This is a genomic window from Streptomyces tubbatahanensis (assembly GCF_022699385.1).
Lineage (GTDB): Bacteria > Actinomycetota > Actinomycetes > Streptomycetales > Streptomycetaceae > Streptomyces > Streptomyces diacarni.
The window spans coordinates 5,410,460-5,424,076 of the sequence record NZ_CP093846.1; the positions used below are offsets into that span (position 1 = coordinate 5,410,460).

General features: G+C 72.1%; 10 protein-coding genes. 4 read left to right on the forward strand and 6 right to left on the reverse strand.

The genetic code is table 11. The annotated features are described in order from the left end of the window. Positions 1-36: 36 nt before the first annotated feature. The 6 genes from MMF93_RS23465 to MMF93_RS23490 are packed head-to-tail and all read right to left on the reverse strand — an operon-like array spanning position 37 to position 8,306. The gene (locus MMF93_RS23465; protein WP_242754549.1) at positions 37-1,392 is read right to left on the reverse strand and encodes a beta-ketoacyl-[acyl-carrier-protein] synthase family protein; all 1,356 of its coding nucleotides are present in this window, start codon (positions 1,390-1,392) and stop codon (positions 37-39) included. Positions 1,393-1,436: 44 nt separating this feature from the next. Beyond that, complete coding sequence (locus tag MMF93_RS23470) at positions 1,437-2,354, reverse strand: MBL fold metallo-hydrolase (protein WP_242754551.1); 918 nt, start codon at positions 2,352-2,354, stop codon at positions 1,437-1,439. Then, positions 2,347-2,808 (reverse strand): SRPBCC family protein, encoded by a 462-nt coding sequence (locus tag MMF93_RS23475; RefSeq protein ID WP_242754553.1) that lies wholly within the window; start codon positions 2,806-2,808, stop codon positions 2,347-2,349. Before MMF93_RS23475 ends, MMF93_RS23470 begins: the two co-directional genes overlap by 8 nt. A gap of 11 nt (positions 2,809-2,819) precedes the next feature. Beyond that, on the reverse strand, positions 2,820-4,619 hold the full coding sequence (locus MMF93_RS23480; protein WP_242754554.1) for an AMP-binding protein: 1,800 nt from the start codon (positions 4,617-4,619) through the stop codon (positions 2,820-2,822). Further along, positions 4,609-6,834, reverse strand: a complete 2,226-nt coding sequence (locus MMF93_RS23485) for an alpha/beta fold hydrolase (RefSeq protein WP_242754555.1) — start codon at positions 6,832-6,834, stop codon at positions 4,609-4,611. Before MMF93_RS23485 ends, MMF93_RS23480 begins: the two co-directional genes overlap by 11 nt. Beyond that, positions 6,834-8,306 (reverse strand): salicylate synthase, encoded by a 1,473-nt coding sequence (locus tag MMF93_RS23490; RefSeq protein WP_242754556.1) that lies wholly within the window; start codon positions 8,304-8,306, stop codon positions 6,834-6,836. The genes MMF93_RS23485 and MMF93_RS23490 overlap by 1 nt, the downstream gene beginning before the upstream one ends. 346 nt (positions 8,307-8,652) lie before the next feature. On the opposite strand from MMF93_RS23490, the gene MMF93_RS23495 reads away from it, so the two are divergent. The 4 genes from MMF93_RS23495 to MMF93_RS23510 all read left to right on the forward strand — a co-directional run bounded on the left by MMF93_RS23495 (position 8,653) and on the right by MMF93_RS23510 (position 13,617). Continuing rightward, a complete protein-coding gene (locus tag MMF93_RS23495; RefSeq protein ID WP_242754557.1) occupies positions 8,653-9,282 on the forward strand; it encodes a TetR/AcrR family transcriptional regulator in 630 nt (209 codons plus the stop codon). A gap of 146 nt (positions 9,283-9,428) precedes the next feature. Continuing rightward, positions 9,429-11,204, forward strand: coding sequence for an MFS transporter (locus MMF93_RS23500; protein ID WP_242754558.1), 1,776 nt, complete (start codon positions 9,429-9,431; stop codon positions 11,202-11,204). A gap of 406 nt (positions 11,205-11,610) precedes the next feature. After that, positions 11,611-12,279 carry a response regulator gene (locus MMF93_RS23505; RefSeq protein WP_242754559.1) on the forward strand — a complete coding sequence of 223 codons (669 nt, stop codon included), beginning with the start codon at positions 11,611-11,613 and terminating at the stop codon, positions 12,277-12,279. Positions 12,280-12,408: 129 nt separating this feature from the next. Then, complete coding sequence (locus MMF93_RS23510; protein WP_242754560.1) at positions 12,409-13,617, forward strand: sensor histidine kinase; 1,209 nt, start codon at positions 12,409-12,411, stop codon at positions 13,615-13,617.

The following is a 13,617-nucleotide window of genomic DNA, read 5'->3' on the forward strand; positions in this document are numbered from 1 at the left end:
GGCAGTGCGTGTGGTGCGCTGCCGGGCGGGTCGGCTTCAGTCCGCCGCGCCCACGAGGGCGGCGACGTTGGTGCCCTCGCGGGAGCGGCCGTTGACGAGAGCGAGGCCGACTCGCGCGGAGCGGGCGCTGGTCACCAGGTCGAGGCCGAGAGCGGGGTCCGCTTCCTCGGTTCCGGGTGTGGGCGGCAGGGTGGCGTCCCGTGCGGCCAGCAGGGCGCAGGCCACCTCGGTGGCCACACTGGCGCCGTACTGGTGGCCGTAGCCGGCTTTGGGGACGGTGACGGGTATCCGGTGGGCGCCGAACACCGCGCGCAGAGCCTCGGCTTCGGTGGCATCGCCCGGGACCGAGCCGCTGCCCTCCGCGAAGACGACGTCCGTCTCGCCGGGGCGGCGGTCGGCTGCGGTGAGAGCCGCTGTCATGGCGTCGGACAGGCCCGTGTGGTCGTCGGGCGCGGCGGTGCGCTGTTCGACGGCCAGCAGTTCACCGAGGACGCGGGCGCCGCGCCGCCGCGCGTGCTCGTACTCCTCCAGCACCAGTACGGTGCCGCCCTCGCCCAGCACCAGCCCGCCCCGGCCGGCGGAGAAGGGGGCGTAGCCGGTCGCGGGGTCCTGGCTGCGGGAGAGCTCCCCGGTCGTCACGTGGGCGGCGAGGCCGAGCCGCGTGACGGGGGCTTCCGCGCCGCCCGCGAGCACGATGTCGTTGTGCCCCCACTGGATGCTGCGCAGCGCGTAGCGCAGCGCGGCCCCGCCGCTGGCGCGGTCGCAGGCCACGCTCTTGCTGTAACCCCGGATGCCGTAGCGGATGCTGACGAAGCCCTGTGCCGCGGTGGGGAACCAGGCGGTGGCCTGCCAGGGGTTGATCATGGCCGGGCTCTGCTCGTAGTACTCGCGGAAGCCCCGCTCGCACAGGTCCCAGCCGCCGCTGTTGTTGCCGAAGCAGATACCCGTACGGAACCGGTCGTGCCGGTCGAGGTCGAGGCCCGCGTCGCGCAGTGCTTCGTCCGCCGCGGCCATCGCGTAGTGCGCGAACACGTCGCTCTTGACGGCGAGCCGGCGGGGGATGTTGTGGTCGGTGGGGCGGAAGCCGTCGATCTCGGCCGCGAGGCGCACGGGCAGGCCCTCCGCGTCACACCGCGTCACCGGGCCCACGGCGCTCTCCCGGCCCTGCACGGCCTTCCAGAACGTTTCGGCGTCCCGGCCCAGGGGATTGACCACCCCGATGCCGGTGACGACGGCGCGCCGGGGCCTGTCGCGGTCACGGTCGCCCGTAGGGAGGCGGTCCTTCCCGTGGACACGGTCCTTCCCGTGGACGCGGTCGTTCTCGCCGGTGTGCTCGCTGTGAGGTGCTGTCCCGCGTTCGCGGTCGCTGTCTGTTGCGGTGGAGGGGGGCACGTCGTCACTCCTCGTGTGCTGGTCGGTGGGTCCGGTGGGTGCGGTCACCGGCGCTGCGGCGGCCCGAGCGGCAGCGGGGTGCCTGCGGCCTCGGCCATGGCCACGCGGAGGTTCACCAGAGTGCGGTCGGGCTCGTGCCATTCGGCGAGCTCGCCGGGGTCCGCCTCGTGCCAGGCGTCCTCGGCCGACGCGCCTGCCGCGACGGCGCGTTCGGCGACGTCGCTCACGTGTGTGAAGTAGTCGCGCAGCGTACGCAGCGTCGCGGCCGTGGTGGGCGGACCGTGCCCGGGGACGACGGTCGTCGGGTCGAGTGCCAGCAGCGCGTCCAGCGCCTCGGTCCAGCCGGCGATCCGGCCGTGCCGGGCCAGCGGGACGACGCCGTTGAAGCACAGGTCGCCCGAGATCAGTACCCGCGACTCCGGCACCCAGACGGCCAGATCGGCCGGGCTGTGAGCCTGCGCGAACGCCAGCGGACGTGCCGAGCGGGGCAGTATCAGCTCCCCCGGATCGCCGCGCAGCGGCTGCGGGACGCGCAGGCCGGCTGCCATGAGCCGGTCGGCGTGCTCGGGGAAGAGACCGGGCAACCAGCCGAGGTCGTCGGACATCTTGTCGACGATCTCGGCGGTCGCGGGCAGCGCCATGACCGGCACGTCGGGGAAGGCGCTGTTGCCGCCCACATGGTCGAGATGGTGGTGGGTGTTGAGCACCAGTTCGGGTGTGAGCCCGTGGGTCTCCAGCTGCTCGGTCACGGCGTGTGCCATCTCGGGGACGAGCATCGTGTCGACGACGACCGCCGTACCGCCCTGGGCGAGCACTGTCGAGTTGGACAGCCCCCAGGCGCCGTCGCCGTTCAGTACGGCGAAGACGCCGTCGGCGACCTCGCTCACGGCCGTGCGGCAGTTGCCCGTCCGCCGTGGGGGCGGGTTTGCCGCCGCGCTGCGCTTCGTGGCTCCCTCAGACATGGGTGACTGCCGCCTCGATGACTGCCTTGTGCCGGGCGAGCTGGTGCCGGGAGTTGGTGTTGATGCGCTCGGCCATCTGCGCGTCGTCGAACGGCGCCTCGGGCAGCACTTCGAAGTCCTGCACCCAGCGCAGCCGGGTACCGCCGCTCCCGGTCTCCTCGAACGACTGGAAGATGTGCATGTACAGGAACGGTCCCGTCTCCACCCGCCGCGCGTGGACGGTGTGCCGCTCGGCGTCCATCAGCCGCTCCGAGACCCAGCTGCGCCGGACACCCCGGGGGCCGGGGACGGTCGTCAGCCGGAAGACGACACGGCCCGGCGCCTCCTCGAGGATCTCGGCCTCGGCGTACTCGCTGTCGAACAGCTGCGGCCAGCTGCGTACGTCGTTGGCCGTCCGCCACACTTCGCCGAGCGGCGCGTCGATGGTGATCTCGTTGTCTGTGTGCATGGCCATGGTGCGACTCCTCAGGATGTGCTGGTCAGATCGGGCAGGGCCGCCGGGTCCTCCGGGCTCGCCGGGTCCTGCGGGTCGGAGGGAGGCTCGGCGACGAGCCGGGTCAGGGCGGCGCGGTCCGGCTTGCCGACGGCGGTCTGCGGCAGCGCCTCCACCACCCGGACCGACTCGGGCAGTCCGTACGGTGGCAGCCCGGACTCCCGCAGGTGGCGGCGCAGTTCGTGGAGGGTGACGGCCTCGGGGCCGGCTCCGGCGGCCGGCACGACGAAGACGCACACCGTCTCGCCCAGGAAGTCGTGCGGGGCCGGGACGGCAGCGCAGTCCGACACCGCCGGGTGGGCAGCCAGCCGGCCCTCGATCTCGGCGGCGGCGACCTTCTCCCCTCCCCGGTTGATGAAGTCCTTGCGCCGCCCCGTCACCACGAAATTGCCCGACTCGTGCAGCCGCACGATGTCGCCGGTGCGAAACCAGCCGTCCTCGGTGAAGGCCGCCGCGTTGACCTCCGGCTTCGCCAGATAGCCGCGGATCGTGTACGGGCCGCGTACCTGGAGCTCCCCGCCCTCCTCGGCGGGGACGGGCCGGCCGTCAGGACCGACGGTCCGCCACTCGTCACCGGGTGAGGCCGGGCGGCCCTGGGTGGCGGCCACCACGTCGTCGGGGTCGTCGAGCCGGGTGAAGTTCAGCAATCCCTCAGCCATGCCGAACACCTGCTGGACTCGGCAGCCCAGCTGGTCGATCAGTCGCCTGGCATCCGCCTCGTGCAGTTTGGCGCCGCCTGCCTGGAGTACCTCGAGGGAGGAGAAGTCGGCGCCGGCCACGGCGGCGAGGGACTTGGCGAGCCCCGGTACCAGTGCCGCGACGGTGACCCGGTGAGCGGCCACGGCCGCGGCCACCTTGTTCGGTGTCGCCTCGCTCAGTACGACCGTGCCACCGGTCGCCAGGGTCCCCAGAACACCGGGGCAGCCGAGGGCGAAGTTGTGGGTGACGGGGAGCGCCGCCAGGTAGCGTGAGTGCGGGCCGAGGCCTGCGAGGCGTGCGCTGATCTCCACGTTGTGGACGTAGTCCCGGTGGGTACGCGGGATCACCTTGGGCGGACCCGTCGACCCACCCGAGAGCAGGCAGACAGCCAGGTCCGCGCTCCGCCACGTCCGGGGAGGCACCCGCCGCCCGGATGCCGCCTCCTCCAGTCCTTCCTCAGCGTCCTTCCCGGCGCGTTCCTGAGTGCCTTCCCCCGCGAGCAGCTCGGAGAGGTCGTACGCTCCCTCGGGCAGAGCACCGGTGCGGCCGGAACCGTTTCCCGCGCGGTCGGTGGCCGTGGTGAGGAACGCACCGAAGAACGGGCGGTCCTCGCCCAGCTGTCCGGTGTGCTCGGTCCGCAGCGTGGCCCGCAGCTCGGTGAATGCCCGGACGCTCCGGCCGTTCAACTGATCGACGAGGAGCACCCCGCGAGCCTTGGTCGCGGCCACCACGTGCCGCAGCTCGTCCTCTCCCACGGCCGGTGGCACCAGCACCGGGACCACACCGGCCCTGAGGAGACCGAGCAGGGCGACGACGACCTCGACCGTATTGGGAAGCCGCACCGCCACCGCGTCGCCTGGGCGCAGGCCGGCGGCGGCGAAGGCCGCCGCCGCGGTGTTCGTCTCGGCGGCGAGCCGGCCGTAAGTCAGCGTGCGGGACGGGCCGATCAGCGCGGGACGGTCGGGCGTGCGGGAGGCGTACCGAAGGGCGACGTCGTCCAGAAGGTCGGCGCGCCAGTAGCCGCGGTCGACGTAGGCCCGCTCCAGGTGCGCAGGCACGGTTTCAGCTCGCATGGGCGGCCTCCGCGCGCGGTGCGTGGGCGCTCGCCGGGCCGCCGCGGAGCGAGTGGAGTCGCTGTGCGAGTGCCGCGTGCACGTGCGCCGGGTTCTCGAGCAGGGCGTAGTGGTCCGCGTCCTGGAGGACGACCGAGCTCGCGTGGGGCGGGAGTTGGGCGAGGGCGCGGCTGCGGCGCGGAGAGACCACCCGGTCGCAGGCGGCGATGACGGAGAGTACCGGCACCGGCAGGGTCGCCAGCCGCTCGGTGAGGTCGAGGTTCCGCACGCCCCATGTCTCGGCGTCGGCGTGCGGCAGCCGGAGTTTGCGGAAGCCGTCCACCAGCAGGCGCCGTGCGCCTGACTGCGGGGAGGGGCGGTGCAGGGCGCCGGCCAGGAACGTCTCGTCGACCGCGCCCTCGGTCACCTGTGCCGCGAGGGTGGGGTGCAGCCGTACCCGTGCGGCCGATCCGACGACTGCCACCTCGCGTACCCGGCCGGGGTGCGCGGCAGCCAGGTCAAGGGCGAGCAGCCCGCCGAGCGAGTGTCCTACCAGGGCGAACTCACGGACGCCGGCGGCCTGTTCCACCACGTCGAGCAGGTAGCTGTGCACGAGTTCGCGCGGTGTGTCCACGGGCAGTGAGTTGTCGCCGTGTCCCGGCAGGTCGACCGCCAGGCCACGGACACCGGGCCCGAGCCGGCCCAGCACGGGCTCCCAGTGGGCTGCGGTGCCGCCGAATCCGTGCAGGAAGAGCGTGACAGGCCCGCCCGCGCCGCCGCCTCCGTGCAGGAGGCGGGCGCCGCCGGCCGTCGCGTGCACCCGGGCGGCGGGGACAGGCCGAGGCGTACCCGGAGCCGGCGTCTTGGGGGCCGGGACAGCACCGCCCGGCGTGTCCGTGCCCAGCCTGTCCGCGTCCGCAGCCGGGGCGTCCACCGTGCTCTTCTCCAGGCTGCGCCACCAGTCGCGGTCGGGTTCGCCCACGCGGCGCAGTACGGCGCAGGAGTGGATGCCGCCGAAGCCGCTGGCGCTGACCAGCGCGGTGCCGGTCTCGTGCACGCGTGACCTGTTCGGCACGTAGTCGAGGTCGCACTCGGGATCGGGGGTCTCGTAGTGGACGGTGGGTGGTACGACGCTGTAGCGCAGGGCGCCCATGGCGGCGATGGCGCCGACCATGCTCGCGGAGGAGAGCGAGTGGCCGATCATGGACTTGGTGGAGCTGACCGGGGTGCGTCGGGCGTGCTCCTGCCCGAGTGCGCGCTTGAGCGCCTGGGTCTCGAACACGTCGTTCTGCGGTGTGGAGCTGCCGTGCGCGTTGACGTAGTCGATGTCCGCGCCCTCGACCCCGGCGTCCCGCAGGGCCCCTTCGATGACGACGGTCATCGACTCGCCGTCCGCCGCCAGGTCGCTCATGTGGTGGGCGTTGTTGGAACTGGCGAAACCGAGGACTTCGGCGTGGACGCGGGCGCCGCGCGCCACGGCGTGGTCGTAGTCCTCCAGGACGAGCGAGGCCGCGCCCTCACCGAGGACGAATCCGGCGCGTGTGGCGTCGAAGGGACGGGAGGCCGTCTCGGGCGGGCCCTCGGCGACCGACAGCGAGCCGATGACGTCCAGCGTGGAGTAGGCCAGCCCGGACAGCGGTGCCTCGCCGGCGCCGGCCACCACGATGTCGAGTTCGCCCTGCCTGATCTGCTCGAAAGCCAGCCCGAGCGCGTCGAGCCCCGCCGTGCAGCCAGTGGTCAGCGTTCCGCTGGGGCCGCGCAGCCCGAACCGGCGGGCCAGCCAGCTCGGCGGGTAGTTGAGGAACACCGCGTCGTAGAAGCGGTGCTCCTCGGGGAAGGCGCGCAGCGGCCTCGTGCCGTTGTCGCTCTGCTCCTCGTAGGCCACCTGGAACTCGGGGGTGCCGCCGATGGCCGAGGACAACACCGTGCCGGCCCGCTCGGGGGCGAAACCGCCCTCTCCCAGGCTCGCGTCCTGGCAGGCCAGCATGCCTGCCGTGACGGTCAGCTGTACGAAGCGGCTGAGACCGGCCAGTTCGGCGGCGTCCTGCGGCGTGTGGTGGCGGCGCAGATCGAAGTTCTCGATCGGCGCCACCGTGCGGCTCTTGAGGCCGAGTGCCTCCAACAGCGGCTCGTGTTTCAGCCATGAGCGTCCTGCGGCGTTGTTGCGCCAGAACTCCTCGGGGCTCGAACCGCTGGGGGCGAGGATTCCGATGCCGGTGACGGCAACCCTGCGCATCACGCACCCCCCGCCTTCGCCAGGTGGCCGGCGCGCACCGGTGCCGGGTCCTCCGCCCCGGCCGCCTCTGTGTCCCCCGCCGTGTTCGCGTGCGTCTGGTCTCGGCCGGGGACCAGGTGGTGGGCGATGGACTCCAGCTTCTCGCAGGTCTCCTCGTACTCCCGTTCCGGCGTGGAGCCCGCGACGATCCCCGCGCCGGCACGCAGCCAGCAGCGGCCCGCGGAGCGGTAGACGGAGCGCAGCACCAGCGCCGCGTCCATCTCGCCCTCGCTGTCGACGGTCAGTACAGCGCCCGCGTACAACCCGCGCGGCCCTGTTTCCAGGCGCCGCATGCAGTCGTAGGCGGCGCGCTTGGGGACTCCGGAGGCGGTGACGGCGGGAAAGGCGGCTGCGAAGGCGGCCCAGGCCGTCCGGCCGGGGGCCAGTTCGCCGCTGACGCTGGAGGCGAGGTGCTGGACACTGCCCCGCTCGCGTACGGACATGTAATCGGAGACCTGGACGGATCCCGGTTCGCAGACGGTGCCCAACTCGTCCACGGAGGTCTTCACGGAGATGGCGTGTTCGTAGATCTCCTTCTCGGAGGCGTACAGCTCCTCACGCAGCCGCAGCGTCTCCGCACGGTCGGGCGAACGGCGGCGGGTGCCTGCCAGCGGCTGAGTCGTCACACGGGAGCCTTCGACCTCCACGACCGTCTCCGGGCTGAACCCCGCGGCGGCGACACCGCCGAGGTCGAGGAGGAAGGAGCGGGCCGGGGTGTTGTGCGCCCTGCCGTGTGCGTAGGTGGCGGCCAGGTCGACGGGGAAGTCGACGGGCACCGTGCGGGAGAGGATGACCTTCTGCAACAGCCCGGCCCGGATGTCGTCGACAGCCAGCCGTACAGCAGCACGGTAGGTCTGCGAGCGCGGGTCGTCGGGCGCGTCCGGGTCCAGCGGCACGGGTATGGCGGCCCGTGCCGGAGCGATGTCCTTTTCGGGTGCCGGTGCCGGGTTGTGCGGGCGTTCGGCGGCCGGTGCGGTGAGCAGCGCGCAGACGGCGTCGAGCGACTGCTCGGAGAGCGCGCGCACCCGGGCACCTCCCTCCTCCAGCACCACCTCGGTCGCCGGAACGGCCAGGTGCGCCAGCGGCTCGTCGCCGACGGGAAGCCCTGCCAGCGCGCAGCCGAGCTCGAAGGCTGCCCAGCCGTACGCACGCCAGGATGCGAGAGGAAACGCCCGCAGACAGGCGTTGAGCTGCCGCAGCGGGTCGACCGCCTCCTCGTCGGTGACGAGGACGCCGTCGCACCACGCCCGCACGCGGCCGCTCTGCAGCCGGACCTCACCGAGGAGATCGCCGCAGACCGAATACCGGCCGTTCCGCTCGAAGACGACGTGGCCACCTTCCGGCCACAGCGACTCCACCAGCCGCATCGCGTTGTGAAGAGGCGGTAGGGAGAGGGACAGCTCGCGCTCCAGATATCGGCGCCGTTGCGGCATGTCGGGTTCTCCTCGCTCGGGGCGTACTGCACTGCCTGTTGGCTGACTCATCTGCACTCAAGGCTCGGGGACCACCCGTGGCGGGGGTACCTGCGAAGACCGCAGGTGTCAGAGGCGGTCCCGCACGCGCGGTGCGGATCTGCCGCAGTGGAGGGTCGCGGATTCCCGTGCGGGTCGATTTGCGCGGCCGGGTGTGCGGATTTACAGTACCCAGAGTTTCGAAACTTGGAGTACCGTAACCCTGTCGAGGCGACCGCCGCGGCATCACCGCCACGACGCGGTAGCGCCCCGCCACTGCGCCACCGCGGCGGCCGACACCGCAGCGGCAGGACGGAAAGGACGAGCCATGGCCCCGGGAGCAGTCGGTCGGCCGCGTGACGCGGCCCGCGAGGAAGCCCTGTTGGACGCCGTGATCGAACTGCTGGACGAGGTCGGTTACGAAGGCCTGACCGTCGCGGAGGTGGCCCAGCGCGCCCACGCCAGCAAGGCGACCGTCTACCGGCGCTGGCCCTCCAAGGAGGACCTGCTGTGCGCCGCACTGCTCCACGTCACCCGCGACGCCGTGCCGGTGCCCGACACCGGCAGCCTCGCCTCCGACCTGCGCGAGATGCTGCTGTACAGCGCGGGCGCCCTGGCCGAGCACCGGCCGCGGATCGCCGCGATCATGGCTGCCGTCGTCACCCGCCGTGACTTGGCGGCCACTTTCGACCAGGTCTTCCTGGAGGGGCGCCGCGCCGCCGCCCGGAGCATCTACGAACGCGCGCTCGACAGGGGCGAGTTCGCTCCGGGACCTGACGTCGCCCTGCTGATCGAGGCGGCACCGGCGCTGCTGCTGCAGCGGTGCCTCTACCAGCCGGACGAGCCGCTCGACGCGGTCTTCGTCGACCGCATCGTCGACGGCCTCGTCCTCCCGGCGCTCGGTGCCTCCCTGGCCCGATCGGGGGACGCGCGCCCGGACCGGCACATGGACCACTGAACGAACCGGCACGCGGGCCGGGGAACGACTCGGCACGCGGGCCGGCGAACGCACCGCGCACACACGAGTGAGCGCATCACCGAACGGATCCGCACACGAGCACCCGCACCCGACCCGGACACAGCTCAGCACACCGAGGGGACCTCATGACCACCGTCGCGGAACGGGACCAGCCCGGGACCACACCGCACCTGTCCGCCGCCACCCGGCGCGGCGACCGGCACCCGTATCTCGTCGTCTGCGTCGTCCTGGTCGCCGCGGTGGTGCAGATGGTCGACGTCAGCATCATCAACGTCGCCGTGCCCGCGCTCCAGAGCGACCTCAAAGCCTCCACCTCCAGTACCCAGCTGGTCGTCGCCGGCTACCAACTGGCCTTCGCCTGCGTGCTGATCGTCTCCGGGCGGCTCGGTGACCTCATGGGCAGCCGGCGCATCTTCCTGCTCGGCATGGTCCTGTTCACCGCGGCCAGCGCTGCCTGCGGTGCGGCCACCTCGCCCGGCGCGCTGGTCGCCTTCCGCGTCGTCCAGGGGCTCGCCAGCGGGCTGATGTATCCGCAGGCGTACTCGGTTGTGCAGCTGCGCATCCCCGAGGAGAAGCGGCGGCAGGCGTTCGGGATGGTCGCGGCCTCGCTGGGCCTTGCGACCATCCTCGGGCCACTCGTCGGCGGGCTGTTCATCAGCTGGGACGTCGCCGGGCTCGGCTGGCGTGCCATCTTCTACGTCAATGTGCCGATCGGGCTGGCGGCCGTCGCCGGGGCACTGCTGCTCCTGGACAACCACAGGCCGCCGCGCACCCGCAGGATGGACATCTCCTCGGCGCCGCTCGTCGTGACCGGGATGTTCCTGCTGCTCTTCCCGCTGGTGCGGGGGCGCGAACTCGGCTGGCCCGGCTGGCTGCTGTGGATGGCGGCCGCGGGCTGTGCGCTGCTGGCCGCCTTCGTGCTGCGCCAGCGCGGCGCCGAGCGCTCCGGAAAGCTGCCGCTGCTCGAGCTCGGCCTCTTCAGGGACCGCGGGTTCACGGTCGGACTGCTCGTCATCGTCGTCTTCTTCGCCGGACTCCCCGTGTACGCGCTGGTGTTCACGCTGTACCTGCAGATCGGATACGGAGCCAGCGCACTGACCGCCGGGGTGGCCACGCTCCCCTTCGCCCTGGGCACAGTGGTCGCCTCGGCGCTCTCGGAGAAGGTCTCGGACCGGCTGGGCCGCTACGCACTGGGCGTGCCGAGTCTGGTGATGGCCATCGGGATGGGCGCCCTGGCCTGGCAGGTGGACCGTGCCGGGGCCGAGCTGCACGTGTGGAGCTACGCCCCGATGCTGCTGGTCATCGGGTTCGGACTCGGGCTGTTCGCACCCGTGGCCGTCGACCGGGTACTGGCCGGCATCCACGGCCGGGACGCCGGTTCGGCCTCGGGCGCGCTGGCCACCTCGCAGCAGGTCGGCGGCGCCTTCGGGGTCGCGCTGATCGGCATGGCCTTCTTCACCTTCGTGGGTGACAACGCCCTGCCCGCGGCCGACGCCGCGCTTCGCCAGGCGCGGCCCGCACTCACCGCGCAGGGGCTGCCGGGCCGCGCCGTCGACCAGCTCTCCGAGGGGTTCCGTACCTGTTTCCACGATCGCCTCACCGCAGCCGACTCCCGCACGCTGCCGGCCAGCTGCCGGGCGTCGCAGCAGCAGAAGGCGCAGGACAGTGCCGTATCCGGTGGGCACACCGGGCAGGGCAAGGAGACGGGGGATACCGGGGGCACCGGGCACGCAGGCACCGCCGGCAAGGTCCGTGCGGAACTGACCGGGCACGTGGCGCCGCGGGCCCTCTCCGACGCCTACGGGCGCGGGCTGCACAGGACGCTGCTGATCGAGGTGGGCGTGTATCTCGTCGCGGCGCTGCTCGCGCTCCTGCTCCCGCGCCCCCGGCGCACGGAATAGCGCGCGGAATGGGGTGGTGCGCGGAATGCACCGGCGCACGGAATGGCTCCTCCTCCCTCGTCGCTCCGGCGCAATTGGCGGGGCCCGGGCGGCGCGCGCCCGGTCAGATGCAACGGTCCTGTCACAGTCCACACCGCAACGGTCCCGACAGCGGCGCGACGTCCTTGTAGGGCCGTGTTCTTGCCGAGTGTCCGGCGCCCGAGCGCCGGACACTCGGCGCGTCCGTGCCAGGAGCTGTCCTGGACCCCCGTCGTAAACCGGCGCCTCCTGTGGGAACTTCGGCCGGTAGGAGCGTCGCGGGTGGCGTTCCCCAGCCCCGGGCCGCGCGTGACATCCCCCGCGGCGCTGTGCCACCATCGAAGCACTGGGGAGCACACGTGATCTGGTACACGGGGGATAAAGGCACATGGGAGTTCTTGCTGCAAGTCCGACGGAAACAAGTGTTCTCGGCACTCACCGTTGCGACATCGTCATCGCCGACGACCACCGATTGTTCCGGCAGGGCGTCCGGCTTCTACTGGATGATTCAGAGTTCAACATCGTCGCGGAATCCGGAAATTACCCGGAAACGCTCAACTGCGTCCGCGTCCATCGGCCGGATATTCTCATTCTCGATCTGAATCTGCGGGAAGAGTGGGTCATTCCCCAAATCCCGCAGCTGCTCGCGGAGTCACCACAGACCAGGATCCTGGTGCTCACCATGCACAACAACCCGGCGTACGCGCACGAGGCACTCGGCGCCGGCGCCAAGGGATACGTGTGCAAGGAGGCCACCTCCGAAGAGCTGGCCTCGGCCACCAGGGCGTTGCGGGCCGGGGGCATCTACCTGGACGCGACGGTCAGCGCGGGCTTCTCTGCCCCGGTCGGCACGCAGGGCCAAGGCCGCCTCACGCCGCGCGAAAGCGAGGTGCTCGCGGACATCGCCGCGGGCTACACCAACCAGGAGATCGCCCGCCGGCTCTACGTCAGCCTGCGCACAGTGGAGTCCCTGCGCGCCTCTCTGCGCCGGAAGCTCGATCTGCACACCCGCGCCGAGCTCAGCGAATACGCCAGGAGTCATCACCTGCTGAACTGATCCCGGCGGCGGCCGGCGACCGGCGACCAGCGCTCGCCGGTCGCCGGTCGCCAGCCGGGAAGCGGGCGAAGCGGGCGGGGCATCAGGCGGGTATGCGGACAAGTGAGGTCGATCGGGGGAAACGGGGAAATGGCCACACCCGGGCGCGCCGTGCGCGTCGTTCTCGCAGCAGTCGTGGTCGGCTGCGGCGCACTGCTCCTTGCCCAGGACGTGATCTCGACCTGGCTGTACTCGTGGCTGTTCATCAGCGCCTTCATAGGTATCGCCACGCTGTTCGGACCGCTGCGCGCCGGCATCGCCCAGCGTCTCTTCGACACGGTCATCGCCGTGGGCGCCGCCAGCGTCGGGCTGCTGACGAAGCCCGAGGCGCTCTTCTCGGCGCGCGGCCACCTGTCCCTGCTCCTGTGCGTCGGAGTGTCGTTCGTGGCCGGCACCCTCTACCGGCACGGCAGAATCGCCCAGGTCTGGCACGCCGCACACACCCAGGGCGCGGAGCACGCCCGCGCCGGCATCGCCAGGCATCTCCACGACGGAACGCTGCAGACACTCGTCGCCGCGCGCATGGGCCTGCGCAATGCGCTCACGTCCAAAGACGAGAGCAAACTGGAGGAGGCGTCGTCGCTGGCGGCGCAGTTGCTCGACGAGCAGATTCACACCCTCCGGGACCTCAGCCACGAGCTGATGCCCAGCCGACTGGACAAGGAGGGCCTGGCCGCGGCGGTCGAGCACCTCGCGGACCAGGTCAGCCGCAGCTGGGGCCGGCCTGTCGCGGTGGTCGTCGCCGGAGCACGCGACACGCGAGCGGCACCGGTCGCCGAGCTCACCGCCTACCGGGTGATCCAGGAAGCGCTGAACAACACCGTGCGGCACAGCGGCGCCACACGTGCCACTGTCCGGCTCCGCCTCCACCGCTACTGCCTGCTGGCAGAGATCCAGGACGACGGAGAGGGGTTCGACACCGACACACCGCCGCAGCAGGGCATCGGTCTGTCGGGGATGCGGGAGCGGGTCGTGCAGTGTGAAGGGAGCATCACCGTGCGTTCCCGTACCGCTGAGACGGCACAGACCTCCCGTGCGGGAGCCGGTGACACGGGCAAGCTGTCCGGCAGCCAGCACGGCACCACCGTACGGTTCCTGCTGCCTGCCCGGCCGGGCGGACAGCGCCCGGCCGGGCAGGCAGGAGCGGCAGCTGCCTCGGAACCGGCCTCGGCCCCCACCCTGGCGGGCCGGGGCGCGTCGACGCCGGCTGAACCGGCGCCGACGGTGCAGCGAACCAGGCGGACGGTGCAGCGAACCAGGCTGACGGTGCGGGGAGGCCGAGTGCGGGGGGCGAGGTAG